The 18,584-nt window shown below is 41.3% G+C and carries 12 protein-coding genes, 2 tRNA genes and 1 pseudogene; 6 read left to right on the plus strand and 9 right to left on the minus strand.

Annotated features, from left to right (window positions below; translation table 11 throughout):
* Window positions 1–5: 5 nt before the first annotated feature.
* Together ACE1CI_RS17215 and moaC are read right to left on the minus strand one after the other, a co-directional pair.
* Window positions 6–818 carry an Rpn family recombination-promoting nuclease/putative transposase gene (locus ACE1CI_RS17215; RefSeq protein WP_413261190.1) on the minus strand — a complete coding sequence of 271 codons (813 nt, stop codon included), beginning with the start codon at window positions 816–818 and terminating at the stop codon, window positions 6–8.
* Window positions 819–827: 9 nt separating this feature from the next.
* Entirely contained in the window at window positions 828–1,325 is a 498-nt protein-coding gene (moaC, locus tag ACE1CI_RS17220) for a cyclic pyranopterin monophosphate synthase MoaC (RefSeq protein WP_413261189.1), read from the minus strand.
* Window positions 1,326–1,368: 43 nt separating this feature from the next.
* On the opposite strand from moaC, the gene ACE1CI_RS17225 reads away from it, so the two are divergent.
* Window positions 1,369–1,442 (plus strand) — tRNA-Arg (locus tag ACE1CI_RS17225).
* 69 nt (window positions 1,443–1,511) lie between these two features.
* Here ACE1CI_RS17225 and ACE1CI_RS17230 read toward each other — a convergent pair.
* The 4 genes and pseudogenes from ACE1CI_RS17230 to ACE1CI_RS17245 form a co-directional block, all read right to left on the minus strand.
* On the minus strand, window positions 1,512–3,485 hold the full coding sequence (locus tag ACE1CI_RS17230; protein ID WP_413261188.1) for a hypothetical protein: 1,974 nt from the start codon (window positions 3,483–3,485) through the stop codon (window positions 1,512–1,514).
* Window positions 3,486–3,694: 209 nt separating this feature from the next.
* Entirely contained in the window at window positions 3,695–4,711 is a 1,017-nt protein-coding gene (locus ACE1CI_RS17235) for a glycosyltransferase family 2 protein (protein ID WP_413261187.1), read from the minus strand.
* 19 nt (window positions 4,712–4,730) lie between these two features.
* Window positions 4,731–5,693, minus strand: a complete 963-nt coding sequence (locus ACE1CI_RS17240; RefSeq protein ID WP_413261186.1) for a lysylphosphatidylglycerol synthase transmembrane domain-containing protein — start codon at window positions 5,691–5,693, stop codon at window positions 4,731–4,733.
* Between the two features lie 157 nt (window positions 5,694–5,850).
* A pseudogene (locus ACE1CI_RS17245) lies at window positions 5,851–6,513 on the minus strand (C40 family peptidase); the annotation flags it as partial.
* A gap of 108 nt (window positions 6,514–6,621) precedes the next feature.
* Between ACE1CI_RS17245 and ACE1CI_RS17250 the strand changes: the two are divergent.
* The 4 genes from ACE1CI_RS17250 (at window position 6,622) to ACE1CI_RS17265 (ending at window position 10,822) form a co-directional block, all read left to right on the plus strand.
* Window positions 6,622–7,578, plus strand: a complete 957-nt coding sequence (locus ACE1CI_RS17250) for a serine hydrolase (RefSeq protein ID WP_496615530.1) — start codon at window positions 6,622–6,624, stop codon at window positions 7,576–7,578.
* Between the two features lie 33 nt (window positions 7,579–7,611).
* Window positions 7,612–8,808, plus strand: a complete 1,197-nt coding sequence (locus tag ACE1CI_RS17255) for an RNA-guided endonuclease InsQ/TnpB family protein (protein ID WP_413261183.1) — start codon at window positions 7,612–7,614, stop codon at window positions 8,806–8,808.
* Between the two features lie 47 nt (window positions 8,809–8,855).
* Window positions 8,856–9,710 (plus strand): hypothetical protein, encoded by an 855-nt coding sequence (locus ACE1CI_RS17260; protein WP_413261182.1) that lies wholly within the window; start codon window positions 8,856–8,858, stop codon window positions 9,708–9,710.
* Between the two features lie 323 nt (window positions 9,711–10,033).
* On the plus strand, window positions 10,034–10,822 hold the full coding sequence (locus tag ACE1CI_RS17265) for a hypothetical protein (protein WP_413261181.1): 789 nt from the start codon (window positions 10,034–10,036) through the stop codon (window positions 10,820–10,822).
* 181 nt (window positions 10,823–11,003) lie between these two features.
* Here ACE1CI_RS17265 and ACE1CI_RS17270 read toward each other — a convergent pair whose 3' ends face one another.
* On the minus strand, window positions 11,004–12,356 hold the full coding sequence (locus tag ACE1CI_RS17270; RefSeq protein WP_459563977.1) for an ABC transporter substrate-binding protein: 1,353 nt from the start codon (window positions 12,354–12,356) through the stop codon (window positions 11,004–11,006).
* Window positions 12,357–12,644: 288 nt separating this feature from the next.
* Window positions 12,645–13,415, minus strand: coding sequence for a 4'-phosphopantetheinyl transferase family protein (locus ACE1CI_RS17275; RefSeq protein ID WP_413261179.1), 771 nt, complete (start codon window positions 13,413–13,415; stop codon window positions 12,645–12,647).
* 290 nt (window positions 13,416–13,705) lie between these two features.
* On the opposite strand from ACE1CI_RS17275, the gene ACE1CI_RS17280 reads away from it, so the two are divergent.
* Entirely contained in the window at window positions 13,706–17,827 is a 4,122-nt protein-coding gene (locus ACE1CI_RS17280; protein WP_496615531.1) for a PAS domain S-box protein, read from the plus strand.
* Window positions 17,828–18,193: 366 nt separating this feature from the next.
* Here the strand turns inward: ACE1CI_RS17280 and ACE1CI_RS17285 are convergent.
* Window positions 18,194–18,285, minus strand: a tRNA-Ser gene (locus tag ACE1CI_RS17285).
* Window positions 18,286–18,584: the final 299 nt, after the last annotated feature.

Here is an 18,584-nt window from a genome sequence, read left to right on the forward strand (position 1 = left end):
CGCCATTACCTAGACTGACTCTCTGCTATTGACTGCACTTGTGCGATCGACAAATCCAACGCCTCTGCAATTTGTTCCACCGTCAAACCTAACGCTAATAACCTTGGTACAGCCTCTAATTTTGCTTCCTGTTTACCTTCCTGTTTACCCTCTTCCAAACCTTCCTGTTTAATTGATTGATACATTCTTGTTTGTCGAAATTCATCATCTATTAAACCCAACATTTCTGCTAACTCCTCCCGACTTAACTGAGTAAGTTTGTACAACAAGATAGTTTCGATTAATTCTAATATTTCTCGCGTAGTGTCTGCATCTTCAATTTCCTCCCTTGTTTGCAAAATTAATCTTCTCGCCCGTTCAATAGCCGTTTCTTCCCTCTCAACTATTAATTGTACAATGCCAATTCCCAGCGATGTAGTTTCTCCCAATTCATTTAGGTAGATGCGCCTAACTCGCTGACTCTCAATTAATTCTTGATAGGTTGCTAAGTCATCTGCCTCGACACTGCGATTAGGATAAATTACAACCACACGCCATAAATTCACCGCCGGATTTTGCCTTAGATAAAGAAAGATTTCGGCGAACAAACGGCGATAAAATGACAAATCTAACTGAAACTGGACTTCTACAAAATAAACTGGTTGTCTGGTGACATCGGATTTGGGAACAAAAACTCCATCCATCCGAAAAGCAGTTTGCTTGAGTTCCACAGATGTAAATTCATAATTTCTCGCCTCGTTGTATTGGCGATCGATCAATTCAAAAAATATCCCCGGAAACTCCTGAAACAACCGATAAAAAAGCGTATCTGTTCTCAATTTCTTACCTCAATCTGCCCTTTGATAATCTCCCGACTTTCCACCCGTCTTACTAATTAACCGAATCGCCTCAATTTGCATCGACTTTTCCAAAGCTTTCGCCATATCATAAAGCGTTAACGCTGCCACAGAAACCGCAGTTAAAGCTTCCATTTCCACACCAGTTTCCGACTTAGTTTTTACTCTTGCCCGAATTTGATATCCCGGCAATTCGGAATCTGCGGTAATCTGCACCTCCACCTTTTGCAAAGGTAAAGGATGACAAAGGGGAATTAACATCGAAGTCTGTTTCGCAGCCATAATTCCCGCTATCCTTGCCGTTCCCAAAACATCTCCTTTAGGGGCGTTTCCCGATTCAATTGCCTCCAAAGTCTGCGCTGACATCCGCACCTGCGCCGCTGCTACCGCTTCTCTGAGAGTAGCTTCTTTGGCTGAAACGTCCACCATTCGCGCTTCCCCGCTTGCATCCAAATGAGTTAAAGAAGAATTTTCGGAAAACTCTTGCATAATTTTGAAACCCTGTGTTAGTATAAGATTCTGTGATTCAAATGGGCTTGTAGCTTAGTGGATTAGAGCGTGTGGCTACGGACCACAAGGTCGGGGGTTCGAGTCCCTCCAAGCCCGTTCCTTAATAGATGCGAATTTTGAGTTATGAGTCCTGAATTAGGATAATAACTCAAAATTTCCCATTTATCACTCTGCCTTAGATACACGAATTAGTTGACCTTTTTTAGCCGATGGTTTTGCAGTCCATAAGATAGCTTTGTTTAACTTAGCCTGATTAAAGTCACACTGGACATCAAGACAGAGAATATATTCAAAATTTGAGGCTTTAGACTCTAACTCACGCTGTTGAACAGGTATAAATTCTACTTGTGGATTTTGCAGGAGGTAATTGTATACCCAAGTAGTGCTATCTGCGACTAGGGCAACTCGTGAACCACGAGGAAGAAGCTTCATCGACTCTTGTACTCTAGAGTCTCCAAAAAAAGCTTCTGCATAATATAGTCTATTTGTACCCAGATTAGTTTTTCCCCAAATACTATTTTTAAAAATTACATAAGGCAGATTAATTGCATTGATATTTGAGTTAGTAAATGATTTATCTAAAGTGATGAATGGCTTTGCAGCATTAACACTACAAGCAAAGAATAGAATCATTATAGATATATATTTTACTAAGATTAGTAATATCATTTTTTTGCTAAATATTTGAATAAAATAAGCAACACATCCACCTGAAGCACCAAAGAAAATTGAAAGATAACGATTATGAAAAGGAGTCCAAGTTAGTGTGTAACACAAAATAAAAACATAGGTTAGTAAAGTTAGACTTGATGCTCTTAAAAACTTTTGTCCTTTGATGGTTGAGTATAAAATAGCCGGGATGACTATTAAAAATCCAAAAGGACCAAACCAAGCCATATCTTCATGACTCCACCAAGATAGTCGAAATGGGCCAAATGTATCATTGGTGGCAGCATTACCAAAAACTGGATAGATAAAAGAGTCATAGATTTTTTGGAGAAACTCTGTAAAACTCAAACCGATTAGACGACGAGCAATAGCATTACCGATTTCTAATACATCAATACTATGAAAAATATATCTAACTATGTTAGCTAAAGCTCCTGTAAGTCCATCTGTCTGTTTAGTGAGTTCGTTAAATTCACGAGTCCCTGACCAACTTCCCCAAACATAAATATTATGGATAAAAAGCCAAAATTGCGAAAAAATAAGCACCGGAACTCCAAAAGGAATCAAAATTCGCCAGTTACTAAAAATCAGATGTTTCCCATCTCTGAAAGGATATTTTTGGAGTAGTAAAATAGAGAATAATATACAAAAAGGAACGCCAAAACCAATCCAGGTTGTTTTAACAGAAATCCCCCAAAATAGCCCCAAAATGAAAATTACCAAATCTGTTATATTGAGGCATTCTAAAAGACGATGAACGGTTAAAAAACAAAAAACAGCCATAGCACAAGCTACAATATCATTCTTAGTCGATGTAGCTTGATAAACGAGTTCGGGTAAGCTGAGAATTACTAAAGTAGCTGTTAAAGATACTTCAGTGGATGTATACCGACGAGATAAAGCATAAGTTCCAAATACCACTGATAGATAAGATAAAAAGCTAAATATGCCTATTCCATAGTCTGTATAAAATCTTAGAAAAATATGCGGTAGTATATCAGAACCTAATGGATATATTGATTGCCAAATATTAGTAACATTCGTAAGAAGTAACGTTTTTTCTTGTTGGAATAGAAGGACTCTTGCTAAATTATATGTCATGCTATCCCAATTGGAAGGAGGGAGAAGAATCGCCTGTAATCCCAAGTAAACCCAGGCAAGACAAACCAAACTAGTCAGGATTTTGTATTGAGTCCAGAAACTATTTATTCTTTGCCCAATAATGCGAAGATATTTGGCTTTTTTCCTAACTTTTGAGAATAGCCAAACTAGTAGCATGGCTTCTAAAAAGAAAGCCAAATTTGGTTGACCAATTAAAAAGACTAATTGAAAGATAAATGAGAGAGCTAAAAAGGCTAAAATTATCCCCAATGATATGGATTCAGAAATTCTTACATCAGGGCGATGGATCAATAGGGTAGCTCCAAGACAAAATAAAAGAATCTCAAGAAGTGAAATAATAGCAGTCATTTCTATTGGATAAAAACTTGATAATTATCAGGCTATTTAACACACATAATTATAGCAACTAGCTACCTTGTTGTAAAGTTATACAAGTATAAGTGTATTAAGTAAAGATTGACATCTCCAAAAAAGATTATTGCTCGTTTAATATCAAGATTGCAGTTAATTTCTGAAGATGTCAAATAATGACCAATAAACAAGGACTATAGACAAAACTATCGTTCAGTGGTGTGTGCGATCGCCTCCACCACTTCCCTCACCCGATAGATTGGTCTTCCTTGAGATTCATGGTAAGTTCGCATTAACAATTCCGCTAACAATCCGAAACTAAATAGTTGCACGCCAGCCAATAATAGCACAACTGCTAAAACTAATAAGGGACGATTGCCAATTTCTTCTCCTAACACTAATTTGACAAAAGTTAGATAACTTCCAAGTGCAATTCCGGCAAACATGGAAATTAAACCCAACCATCCAAAAACGTGCATGGGACGGGTGAGAAACTTCTTCATAAACCAAATAGTTAACAAGTCCATTAATACCCGAAAAGTTCGTCCTAAACCATATTTACTTTGACCAAAACGACGTGCATGATGACGTACAGGAATTTCGGTAATTCTGGCACCTTCAATGTAAGCTAGCGCAGGTAAAAAGCGATGTAATTCGCCGTAAAGGTTCATGTCTGCAACTAGTTCGGAACGGTATGCTTTTAAAGAGCAACCATAATCATGTAATTTTACACCTGTAACTTTGCCAATTAACCAATTAGCAATTTTAGAAGGCAAGAGTCTAGTTAAAGCACCATCTTGACGATTTTTTCGCCACCCACTCACTAAATCATAGCCTTCTTCCAATTTTGCTATTAATAGGGGAATATCAACAGGATCGTTTTGTAAATCGCCATCTAAAGTAACAATAACCTGTCCTTTAGCATAATTGAAACCTGCTGCCATTGCCGCAGTTTGACCGTAATTTCGCCTTAGTAAAACTGCTTTTAAGTCTGTTCTTAGTTTCGCTTGTTCGCGGAGTAGTTGGGTAGAACCATCTTTGGAACCATCATCTACTAAAATTATTTCGTAGTTGAGTCCTGAATTTTTCAAAACATTAGAGATAGCATCAATTAAATGCGGTATACTTTCTAATTCATTATAAATCGGTACTACTACCGATACATTTAGTTGATAGGGATAAGCATTCTGTCGAACACTGTTTTGGTAAATTATCGCAGTCATAATCACTCCTCAAAAATTTTCAACTGCAATTCTCTTTGGCAAAAATTAGTTGAGAAAAACTTCCTAATCCAGCACCAGCCATTTCTGCCAGAATACTAATTAAGCGGTATAAAGCAACAGTAGCTAACATTAAGGCTGGAGAAAAGCTGTCACCTAAAATTGTTAGTATTGTAGCTTCAAATACTCCCAGTCCTCCAGGCGCACCGGGAACTACTAAACCCAAAAGCCAAGCTAAACTAAAAGCTGTGAACAGTAATGGGATTTTACTTGGTTCGATCGCACCAAGCGCCCTTAATGTTAACAGAAATCCCGTACCCCTTAATCCCACAAAGCAGATTTCTCCCAACAAAGGTACTAAAGGATAACTGGCAACTGGCAAAGCAGTTCCCTCAACATTTACTGAACCAGACTTTTGTTTTAACTTACTCAGTTTTTGAATCACTGGGTTTAATATGCGCGGATGAATAGCTATTAAGACTACCACTAATCCAAAAAGTTGCCAACCTAAAAAGGATGTATTTTTCGACCAGATTAAGGGAATGCCAATTACAGCAAAAATTAGAGCGCTAGCTGCCATCAACAAAGGTTCTAATAATACGGCAACTGTGGCGATTTCTAGGGAAACTCCCTGTTGTTTAGCGGCGACAATGCGACCATAAAAATGCCAAACATTTCCGGGAATATACTTAGCAATGTTCGTTTTTAAGTAAACCGGAATTCCCCAAGCTGCGGTAATTGGTTGTTTAAGATGATGAAAAATCCACACCCAAACCCAAGCAGACCAAATATGTGCTAGTAAGGTGATGGTAAATGCGATCGCTAAAATTCCCCATCCTCTATCATTAATTCTAATTGCCGCCACTCCCGCCCCATGATCTTTCAACGCTTTCGCCAAAAAAAACAGCGTCCCCCCCAAAATCACCCACCGCAAATAAGGCTTAAATTTTGCCAATACTTGTTTAATAAAGTTGGTTATTCTCATTCTTCCCCAATCCTGTAGGACAGGCATCTTGCCTGTCAACATCATCTTGCCTGTCAACATCATCTTGCCTGTCAACATCATCTTGCCTGTCAACATCATCTTGCCTGTCAACATCATCTTGCCTGTCAACATCATCTTGCCTGTCAACATCAATACCCCATCCCCTCATCACTCTGCCAAAACCTCGTAATTGCTGATAATAATTTTTGCTAATTTCATCACCTCGCTCGGAAAGTTCATCAATACCAATTCCATTCCGCCCTGACTTTTCCCCAGAACTGTGAATATAACAGTTATTGCCTAAATAAAGTCCCACATGAGTGGCTTTTTCCGCATTGCCAAAAAAGACAAAATCTCCCGGTTGTAACTCCTCAAAAGTAATTTTTTCCAGAAAAGCTTCCTGTTGATAAGCATCCCTTGGTATCCAAATACCAGAAGCAGCAAAAGCAGCTTGCATTAATCCCGAACAATCGTAATTTGGCCCTAATGTCCCACCCCAGAGATAACAATTGGGTTGTTGCATGGCATTTTGGGTAAAAGCAATGATTTCGGGTAACTTATTTTGAATTTCTTGGGGAGAAAGTGCGATCGCCTGATATGCTACTTCTGCCTGTACCAGCGACTTTAAATCATCCTTTAACAACCATCCCGGATAATTATCCTCCACCAAACGAACTGAAATCGCCATTTCCTCTGACTCTGGCAAAACTTTCAGGTAACGTCCCACTTTAGCCTGAGTTGCCAAACGATTACAGCTAGGAGAATCATATATATTGAGGTCTGTTTGGCAGATGTACTCAATTGATAGACTAAGGTTCATAACACCTACTACTTTCAGGAGTGCTTCAGAGATCACAAGTGGTTTTGCCTAAAATATTTCTGGGTAAAGTTAAAAATCAACCATGAACAATTTACATCTAGCAATAGAATGAGCTTTTTCCGCAAAGACGAAACACTAGAAAGTCTGGGTAATCAGATTTTACAGGCAACTTGGGCAGAATTTCCCGAATTAGGTCAAAACCAAGTAGCGATGACTTGGATTGTCTACGATCCTCCCGTCGTAGTAAACACTGGAGGTGCCTTAAATCCCGAAACCTTTTGGCAACACCAAGTTCGCGGTTTTAATTACCGGGGATTCGATCGCATTTATCCCGCCAGCATAATCAAGTTATTCTACCTCGTTGCCGTTTACGAATGGATCGAAAAAGGCATGATCCAAACCTCCGCCGAGTTAGAAAGAGCCATCCGCGATATGATCGTTGACTCCAGCAACGATGCCACCAGCTTAATAGTCGATGTATTAACAGGGACCACCAGTGGGCCAGAACTCACAACAGGGCCTTTTGAAACTTGGAAATTGCAGCGGAACTTAGTTAACCGCTACTTTCATTCTCTGGGATGGGCAGAATTAGAAACCATCAACGTCAACCAGAAAACCTGGTGTGATGGTCCCTACGGGCGGGAACGCCTGTTTGTCGGAGAAATGATGGAAAATCGCAATATGCTGACCACCAACGCCACCGCCCGCTTGCTACATAGCATTATTGGCGGAGTTGCGGTATCCTCCAGAGCATCCCAAGCAATGATGGCATTAATGAAACGTGACCTAAAACGGGTTGACTTAAACAGCAACGACGAAAATCAAATCACAGGTTTTCTCGGTGGTGGACTTCCCCAGAACGCCCAAATTTGGTCAAAAGCTGGTTGGACAAGTCAAGTGCGTCATGATGCTGCGTACATAGAGCTCCCCCGACAAACCACCTTACTTGTTAATCGTCTTTACCGAAGGCAAAGCCCACAGTCAGAACAAAGCCATTTTACCTTTCATCTCTCGGCAAGTACTTGCCGCTACCAGCAATCTATGAGCACAATACGACTGTCTTGATGTATTATGCTCATGAGTGATTAGGTCGAAGTCATGGAACAAGTATTGACGCTAGTTTGCAAACTCAACCCCACTCAAAAACAGGCTCTTGAAATCGAACTGGTGCTGAAAGCTTTTGCGGATGCGTGTAACTACGCTAACCAAAAAGTTAAGCCTCAGATAACCAGCAAGACCACTATTCAAAACATGGTCTATAACGAAATTCGTGTTTTGTTTGGGTTGAGTGCAAACTTAGCTGTTCGTGCTTGTGCCAGGGTTGGGCCTAATCGCAAAACTGCCAAACTCAAAGACAAACCAGTTAAAGCATTTAAGCCAACATCTGCTGATTATGACGCAAGAATCTTCTCGTTCAGAGAGAAAGACTGGACTGTTAGTTTAACTTTGATGAATGGCAGAGAACACATCAAAATTGATGCTGGTAATTATCAAAAAGGTAAATTAAAAGATAGAAAACCAACATCAGCACAGTTATGTAAACATCGTGACGGTAACTACTACATCCACATTCAAATTAAGGACGAACCGCCAACACCAATTAAGTCAAATAATGTAATTGGGGTAGACTTTGGTCGTCGCGATCTTGCTGTTACCAGCAATGGTGATAAATGGGATGGAAAACAAATCAACGATGTTAGAGATAAGTTTTCTAGATTAAGAACTTCTCTCCAGAAAAAAGCCACGAAAGGCACAAGGTCTACTCGCCGCAGGGCAAGGCGGATTTTGAAACGGCTGTCGGGTAAGGAGAGAAGATTTCAACAGTGGTTGAACCACAACATTAGCAAGTCCATAATTCAAAACGCATTAAAAAATAATGCAGTAGTGGCGGTTGAAGACTTAAAAGGTATTCGTGAAAAAACTAATCAAAAGCCAAGAAGCAAGACAGAGCGTAGGCGTTCAAACTCTTGGTCTTTTTATCAATTGCGTTCTTTTTTGGAATACAAAGGTATCCAATTTGGAGTAGAAGTAATTGCTGTTCCTCCAGCTTGGACAAGTCAAACTTGCCACCAATGCCTATATATTGGATTGCGTTCTGACAAGTGTTTCAAATGTATTAATGAGACTTGTTCTTGGAGTGGTAATGCTGATTTAAATGGAGCAAAAAATATTGCTGCTATTGGGGTGACTTTTGTAAACTCGCCCAGAGGCTCGAACCGTTTATACTGTAATTTCAGTATAGACAGTTCAGGGCTACTAAAAGCCGACACTCACCGCTTGCGGGAGTGTGGGTAGTTTACTGATATTTTAAGGTTGAACCACTTTGTTTGTGAGGAGTGACAGTGAATAACCTTTTTTTGCAACGCGCTATTTTTCTGCTTAGTCTTACAGCTATGGCTGGTGGAATTGGTAATTTACCTGCACAAGCTGAAACACCAAAGGTGAAAATGTTGGGTAATTCTGAGTGGCTGGTTGCCCAAAGTAATCAGCAAAACTTGGGAGAAACATCATCAAGTAACTTGGGGAAACTTGACCAATCAAATATAGTATCTGCGATCGATTCGGCTGAACAACAATTAAAAAATTCTTCATCTGACGAGAAAAGTTCACCAGTTCCAGGGACAACTCTTACATCTGCGGCAAATCTGCTAGGTCAAACTGTTACTAACTCGAATTCCCGAACTTCTACCGCTACAACAGAGAACACTAGAACCAGTAATTCTCGAACCAAAAAGGGGACTCAAGTAGCACAGTTTGAAATAGAACCAGGTCGAGAAACTCGTTCCGGTTCTAGCTATGTTGGTGCTGGCGGTAACATCGGTTTAACTGGTGAATCGGGAATCGGAGAAAATGGTTTTGCCTTATTTAGTAAAATTGGTTTAACCAGGGCATTATCTGTGCGACCAATGGTGGTTTTTGCTGGTGATACTGACTTTATCATCCCGATAACTTACGATTTTGCGATCGCCGCCGAACCATTCCAAAGAATTAATTTAGCTCCTTTTGTCGGTATAGGAGCAATTATCACCACCTATCGCGAACGCAATGCTGGTCTTGCCTTAACGGGCGGTGTAGATATTCCCATCACCGCCAATCTTACCGCCGTAGGTAGCGTCACACTAGGTTTTGTCGATACTACCAGTGTGGGTATATTGTTGGGTGTGGGTTATAACTTCGGTCAAGGATTTAGATTCTAAGATTGAGTGAATTTTGGCAATTGTCTGCCGATTCTCCAAAAATGAGGATTGCACCCCTTTCTTTGCAGAAGGGGGTTTGCTTCCAAAATTACCTGAGAAATTTTCAGGAAAAATACTATTGATAAATCAAAGAAAATTATTTACGGAATTTTGTCAACTTATTGTATAGGTGCTTACCTTAAATTTTAACTTAAGATTTTAGTAGCCTTAAGTAAGAAAATTTATAAAAATCGCTCAATGCTAAAATTAACCATATAGAATAAAATTAATCATAGTGTGATTTTGACTTTTGGCAATAAACCAAGTCTTTGTGAGGAGTGACCGTGAGTAATATTACAATTGTTTTCCAGAGAAACATTTTTCTTTATCTTGGTGCGATCGCCAGTGGATTAACTGTATCCTTAACTACTCTTAATGGATTACCCGCCCAAGCTGAAACAGTTAATAATAGCAGCAATAAGATTCAACAAACCGTTAACAGTAACATTCTGATCCAAGACTTAACCTTAACATCAGAAGAAATTTCCCCATCCTCAAAAGCAGTTGCTTTAAACATTCAATCAGAAGCAACACAAACCGAAATCCCAGTAGCAGAAGCAAAAAACCAACCCTTTCCGGGAACAACAGAAACCTCAGCCTCAGTTTTGTTAGAACAACCTAAAACAAAAAGTCAAGTCGCACAATTTGGCGATGTTGAACCAAGCCGGACAACTACTGGTAGCGGTTACATAGGCATAGGCGCTAACTTAGGAGTTGCAGGCGGCACAGCCATAGGAGATTTAGGCTTTACCCTGTTTGCCAGATTTGGCTTGGGTAGAAATTTTTCCGTCAGACCAGCCTTAATAATTGGCGATAATTTCGACATTCTCTTGCCAATAACATACGACTTTGCCATAGCAAATACTCCTTTCCTGCCTTTCGTTGGCGGTGGCTTGCTAATCACAACTGACAGTGGCAATGTCGGCGGCTTAATTACTGGCGGAATTGATGTTCCCATCAGCAGGCAATTTACCGCCACTGGTCGCTTGAACGTAGGCTTTACCAGTAAGGATGCCGCACTTGGATTCATCTTCGGTATAGGCTACAACTTCGCCCCCGGCTTTGCATTCTAAGGCAACAGAGAACAAGATGTGGGCACAGGGAGAGGGGGTCAAGGGATAGGGGATGGGGTGAAAGGGTGTAGGGTTTGGGGAAGAAGACATATTCCCTACACCCCACACCCCAACCCCCAACCCCCAGATTCTCCCCATCCCCCCATCTCCCCATCTCCCCATCTCCCCATTCCCCCTGCCCCTACTTGGGGCTAACTTTACCTGTAACCTTCAATTTACCGTCATCTAAGACAGTCCAAACATCGTAGCTACCGACGACATCACCATTTTCATCGATGTCAACGTTGCCGCTAGCACCTTGGTAATTAATGTCTTTGCCTTGACGGACTAATTCCAAAGCTTTGCAAACGTCGGTTACTTCTTCACCTGGGGCATTGGCAACTTCGCGGATTTTACTTTTAATTCCTTCCCCGGTGTTTGATTTAGAAGCTTGTGCTGCCAAAACTAACAAAGCTGCGGCATCCCAAGAATGGGGAACGTAAGCGCTAACGGGGCGTTTTTCCTTTGCTTCCCAAGATTTAGTGAACTGTGTAAGTGATTGACCGTTGGCACCGGGAACAGTTCCGATCGCATTGGCTAAAATAAACTTACCGTCGCTAGTTTTGCCCACTTGTTGCGGAAAGTCTGGAGAATAGACACCATCGGTAAGCATTACCGTGACTCCCTTCATTAACCCTTGTTCGTAAGCAGACTTGAGCAACAAAGAGCCAGTTTCAGCATACAAAACTGCTACTACCGCATCAGGTTTACCAGCAAAAGCCGCCGATGCTTCTGATTCAAAAGTAGTCGCTTTTGGGTCATAACGAGTTGGTTTAGCTTCGTTAACTACCGTTCCCCCTAAAGCTTTAAAGGCTTTGACAAATTCCTTTTCAAAACCCACACCATAATCATTATTAATTACAACCGTAGAAACTCGCTTAAAGCCTTTTTCACTCGCTAGTTTAGCTAAAGCTTGCGCCTGATAAGTATCTGGTGGCGCAGTCCGCGCCCAATAACCTTGAAAATCACCCTTTTTCGCTCTTTCTGTAAATACTGGACTTGTACTACCGGGTGAGATTAACACTACTTTGTTCCGTGCCGCAATATCTACAGCAGCACTAGACACACTGCTAGCAAAAGAACCGACAACTCCGGCAACTTTATCCACTTCTGCCAGTTTAGTCATTGCCGCTGCACCAGCTTCCGGTTTCGTTTGGTCATCCTCCGAAATTAAGGTGACAGGTTGACCGTTGACACCACCACATTTATTGACAGTTTCCACTAAAAACGGCACCGAGGCAATCATCGGTTGTCCAATTGAAGATAAGTCTCCAGTGGAGGGTAGCAAAGAACCAATTCGCAACCCATTTCCCGTAGCCGCTGAGGTTGCTGTTGGCGCAGCCGTAGGGGTAGCAGCAGCATTTTGGGCAGTGGGGGCAGGGGTGGTAGTACTAGCGTTGTTGGTAGTGGTGGATTGACAACCTGCTGCCAAAAACCCTGTAATCAAAGGGATAATCGTGAGAGTAAGTTTGGTTTTTAGCTGTAGGATAGGCATCTTGCCTGTCTCACTTGGTTTTTTCTGTCTTTTCATGATTTAATTACTGAACTTCTCCACAGTCAACTACAGGAAGATTGCAAAATTGAAATGAATATCTGATTTTAACCTTCAGTTGGTTGACAAAAACTTTACCATCTTCTATAGATTTTCGCCAAATAATTCGTTGAATGCTAAAAAATACTAAAAGTAAGTACCGCTCTTTGTATAAAATGAACATTGTCGTTCCGTAAGCGAAAATTAGCTACTCTTGAGTTGTCAAGGCAGTTTAATTGCAAATCTTAACTCTCAATGTTTCATAATATAATCAGTTTCTAAAGTAAAATATTCTATGGAATTTTCCTCTAAGTCTTTTCGCTCTGCAACCAAGGCACCTGTGTATTCTGCCCCTGGTTTGAATTCAGTACAAAACCACTGATTGTTGAGTAAAATATTACTTTCAGTGTTGTGCAAATTAATGGCGTTTTCCGCACTAAAAGAAACTGCGATCGCTTGCAGTCCACTCAATCCTTCACCAGTCGCTTTGAGATAAGCTTCCTTAATAGTCCAAAACCGAAAAAATAGTTGTTGCTGTTGTGATTCTGGCAAGGCATTAATTAAGCTAGATTCACTTCGGGAAAAAAAGCGTTCTGCTAATTGTTGCACATCAGGAATCTGGCGCGAATACTCTAAATCAATGCCAACTGCTCGATTAAGCGCGATCGCATAAACTGCTAAATCTTGAGAATGAGATACATTAAAACACAGCCTCGCTTCAGTATCAATATTATTGATATCCGGCTTCCCTTGCTGCGAGTACCTAAACTCTAGTCGATTCGGTTCTATATTTAAATAGCGACTCAAAATAATTCTTAATAATCCCCGACAGGCAATAAACTTTTTTTTATCCCGTTCAAAATAAAACCTGTCCGCCCTCTGCCGTTCATCTAAAGACAAATTTACCGCTAACTGTGTCAATAACTCTGGCGGTAAATCTAGATCGGCTCGCCAAATATGCAGATCGTTTTTTAGATTAGTTAAATTAATTAAATTTTTGGTGGGAAAATGCCATAATATCATAAAAGTGGAAAATCTTTTACTATCGGATTAAAATATATTATCAAACCTAGATTAGGAGCTTAAATGTAAAATACCATAATCTTAAATCCACCAAACTGAAAGAGTAGATATAGAACAGTATTTTACCTGAGATGTTGAGGATTTAAGTCGTTTCGCTGAACCAGTAATTCCAATAGGCGACTCTAGAAGAATCTCCCGTCAAGCTTCGCTGTGACGGTGAAAGTATGTCAAGAAGTGACTGTTCTTAACTCATAAGTTTTCCTCAACCTTATCCGCCTTTGACCGAGCAAATGAACAGAACAGGAAATCATAACTCTTCTTCCTCTGCAATTTGGCGCTATAGTATAGCGATTTTAACAGTAAGCTTGGTTCTGGGGATAAACTTACTCCTGGAACCGTTATTTGACACAGAAAGTCCAGTTCTCCTCTTTTTTACTGCCGTGATTATTAGTGCGCTGTATGGGGGAATTTGGGCAGGAGTCTTAGCTACAATTTTGTCAGCATTAATTTGCGATCGCCTGTTTTTATTCCCACTAGGTTACTTTTTTGTTCCCAGTGTGGGGCAAAGTGTGAAGTTTATTTTATTTATTTGGGAAGGCGTTTTTATTAGCTACACTATTGGGCAATTAAATATAGCTAAACAGCGACTAATAAGGGAAAAACAGGCATTAGAAGAAAAACCAAATAGCCTGGGTTTAAAGAGGGAATCAGAGCCCAAATATGCGGTTTTTTTGTTAGATGCAAAAGGGGCGGTTGCTAGTTGGAATCAACAGGCAGAAAATCTCAAGGGATATCAAGCTAAGGAGATTATTGGAAAGCATTTTTCTTGTTTCTATCTCCCGGAAGATATTGCCCAAAAAAAACCCGATCGCTACTTGCAAATCGCCGCCACAGAAGGACATATAGAAAAAGAAGGATGGCGAATTCGCCAAGATGGTTCTCGGTTTTGGGCAAATGCGATAATTACAGCCTTGCGAGATGAAAAGGGAAATTTGACAGGATTTTGCAAATTAACGCGAGATTTGAGCAGTCGCAGACAAACGGAAGATTCTTTACAAGAGCCAAACAATAACTTAAACTTAGAAACTCGCATCCAAGAACGCACCGCCCAACTAACAGCAGCAAATCGAGAATTACAGCAGCAAATCGAAGAAACAAGGAAAGCAGAAGCAGCATTGCAGATGAGCGAACAACGCTTTCGGGCGATCTTTAATCAGACATTTCAGTTTATGGGATTGATGAAACCAGATGGTACTTTAATAGAAGCTAATGAAACAGCCTTAAAATTTGGTGGATTAAAGCGAGAAGATGCGATCGATCGCCCATTTTGGCAAACTCGGTGGTGGACAATTTCCAGAGAAACCCAAGAAAGATTAAAACAGGCAATTCAACAAGCCGCCAACAACCAATTTGTGCGCTACGAAGTAGAGGTTTTAGGTGCAAAAGATACAGTCATAACGATCGACTTTTCCATCAAACCAATATGCGATGAATCCGGGCAAGTAGTCTTGCTAATTCCCGAAGGGCGAGACATTAGCGAACGCAAACAAGCCGAACAAACATTGCAAAGCTTCTTCGACGCAGCCCCAATGATGATGGGCATTGTAGAACTAATCGAGGATCGAGACATCCTGCACATAGCTGATAATGCTACCACAGCCAAATTTTTTGGTGTAGAGGCGATACAGGAATCACCTGTACAAAAAATGCCAAACGCCACAGCAAGCGAAATGGGAGCCCCAAAGGAACATATTCAACAATGGATTAAACATTACCGAGAAGCAGAACGCACCCAAGCCCCCGTTCGCTTTGAATATACTCATGTTACTCAACAAGGAGAACGCTGGCTATCAGCAACCGTTAGCTTAATTTCAGGGAAATTGGGTAACCGTTCCCGCTTTGCTTACATTGTGGAAGATATTACCGATCGCAAACTTGTCGAAGCCCAAATTCACCAACTGAACGCCGAACTAGAACAACGAGTCCAAAAACGCACTGCCCAACTACAAATAGAAATTGCCCAAAGAGAACGCGCCCTCCAAGAACTACAGCAAACCGAAGAAGCATTGCGGCAAAGTGAAGCACAATTTCGGATGGTAGCCGAAACAATGCCCCAAATAGTTTGGACAGCCTTACCCGACGGTGCGGTAGACTACTACAACCAACGATGGACAGAATTTAGCGGCATTCCCCAAACAGCAGGATGCAACTGGGGTTGGCAACCTATTCTACATCCAGAAGATGAACAACGCACGGTAGAGGCTTGGAAAAAAGCAGTGCAAACTGGAGAATTCTACGAATGCGAACACCGCCTCAGAAGGGCGGATGGCGAATTTCGCTGGTTTCTCAGTCGCAGTTTACCCCTTTGCAATAGTCAAGGGCAAATAATTAAATGGTTTGGTACTGCTACTGATATTCACGAACAAAAGCAGGTGCAAGAAGCCTTAAGGCAAAGCGAACAAAGGTTCCGGGCAGCAGTTGATAATATCCCTGATACTTTTGTCATTTACGATGCGGAACGTCGTTTGCAGTTCGTCAATGCAGAAGGTTTGCATCGAACTAAAAAGCCACTAGAAGCATTGTTAGGTCGTCGGGATGAGGAAATATATCCACCGGAAGTTACAGATGACTATCTACCATTCTTACAGTGGTCAGTGGAAACTTTGACTACTCAGAGTTTTGAATGCACTACTACCCTACCTAGCTATGGTACTTACACCGCAATTATTTCCTACATTCCCTTACTTAATGAGCAAGGGGAACTCTATCAAATTCTTGGTATAACTCACGATATTACTAAGCGCAAACGTGCTGAAGAAGCTTTGCGGTTAAGTTTAGAACGCTTCCGCATTGCTTTAGAAAATTCCCCGATCGCAGTTTTCAACCAAGACCGACAACTTCGCTACACTTGGATTTACAATCCTCGATTAGGCTACAAGGCAGATGAAGTTCTGGGCAAAACAGATGCCGATCTCATGCACCCAGATGATGCTGCTAAACTAACCGAAATTAAGCAGCGGGTACTTTTAACCGGGAATGGAGTCAGAGAAGAAGTTCACGCCAGTAAAAACGGAGAGTTTTCTTACTATGAACTAAATGTAGAACCATTACGGGACGAATCCGATCGAATTGTTGGCATTACCGCCTCTGCGATCGATATTACCGAACGCAAACGCACAGAAGCACAGCTGCAAATTCGGGCAAAACAACAAGCAGCGATCGCCAGTTTAGGACAAAAGGCATTATCTGGCATCAACTTAGATGAATTAATGAAAGAAACCACAAGTTTAATTGCTCAAATCCTGAATGTTGAATATTGCGAAATTCTGGAACTTTTGCCCGATACACAACAAATGATTATGCGTTCAACCTTTGGCTTCCCAGAAGAGTTAATCGGACAAAGCATAGTTAGCACAGGTTTGCAATCCCAAGCAGGTTATACTTTACACGCTTGGGAACCAGTAATAGTAAATGACTTAACTGCGGAAACTCGCTTTACTCCTTCCCCTTTTTGCCAAGAATATCAAATCATCAGTGGACTAAGCACAATTATTGCCGGAGTTCCCCAACCCTTCGGTGTTTTACAAGTTCATACTACCAGTAAATACAGCTTTACCCAAGATGATATTCACTTTCTGCAAGCCGGAGCAAATATCCTCGCCGAAGCAATTCAAAGACAAAAAGCGAGTGTTACTTTACACAGACAATCAGAAGAGTTAGCTTTAGCAAATCGTCTCAAAGATGAGTTTTTAGCAACAATTTCTCATGAACTACGGACTCCGCTAAATTCAATGTTAGGCTGGGCAAAACTTTTACCTACCAGAAATTTTAGCCAAGAAACTGTGAGTAGGGCGATCGAAACTATTTCCCGCAATACTCAAGCTTTAGCACAACTAATAGAAGATGTGCTAGATATGTCCGATATTATTCGTGGTAGGTTGAATTTACAAGTTGAGCCTGTGTCATTGGATCTGGTAATTGAAGGGGCGATCGCTTCCATCAATCTAGCAGCCGAAGCGAAAAATATTCAAATCTGCTCCCAGATCGATGACTCTGTAGGAATTGTTTTAGGTGATGCCAGTCGCTTACAACAAATAGTTTGGAATTTGCTCTCTAACTCAGTCAAATTTACCCCCAATGGTGGGAGAGTAGAAGTAAGGCTGACTACAATTAATCACCTTGCCCAAATTCAAGTCAGCGACACCGGAAGAGGTATTAGTCGTGATTTTTTGCCTCATGTTTTCGATCGCTTCCGTCAAGAAGATGGTTCCATTACTCGTTCTTACGGGGGTTTAGGTTTAGGATTAGCGATCGTCCGTTACCTAGTCGAACTACACGGCGGTACAATTCAAGCCGAAAGCCCTGGCTATGGACAAGGCGCAACCTTTACCGTCCAGCTTCCCCTCCTGTAAGACTCTAGGTGCAGGGGGGCAGGGGGGCAGGGGGGCAGGGGGGCAGGGGGGCAGGGGGGCAGGGGGGCAGGGGGGCAGGGCAGGGCTAATTCATGGTCATCAAAGAAAATTAAACGGACAAGGAGACTCTTGGGACTCTTGGGACTCTTGGGACTCTTGGGACTCTTGGGAAAAGATGATTTTTCCTTTGTTTGTATTATCTCTCCTTCACAAATCAATTTCTCTGTTTACAATGAATTAGCCCTGGGGGGCAGGGGGGGCAAGAAAGCTCTTTAACTCTAAACTCAGTACAGGCAATTCATGAATTGCCCCTACTCAAAACTTTCCGGGTCTCCAGTCCCAAGACCAGCCTAATTGTACAAAAAACGGAGAGGGAGGGATTCGAACCCTCGGATGGGTCTTACGAGTCCATCAACAGATTAGCAATCTGCCGCTTTCGACCACTCAGCCACCTCTCCAAGGTGACAGGAATTTATAATAGCACGCTTTTGATAGATAATCCAGCGAATTTCCCAAAAAAGTTTTGCACTTTCCGACCCTTGTCTAGTCTGCCTCCCTACCCGCAAAAGGTTCGGTTAACATTACTTGTCTGAGATCTTGCACAACTAGGAGGTTCCACCTCCTTTATCCTCGTTCCCCGGTTGAAGCTGGGAACGAAAAACATTTTAATTTACCAGATTATAGTCTGGTATTTATAATTTTTCACTCTTAAGTAATATCTTCACTTGCGCCGATCAATCTCTCCGTTAGCTGATGT

Source organism: Floridaenema flaviceps BLCC-F50, assembly GCF_041929275.2.
Classification (GTDB): domain Bacteria; phylum Cyanobacteriota; class Cyanobacteriia; order Cyanobacteriales; family Aerosakkonemataceae; genus Floridanema; species Floridanema flaviceps.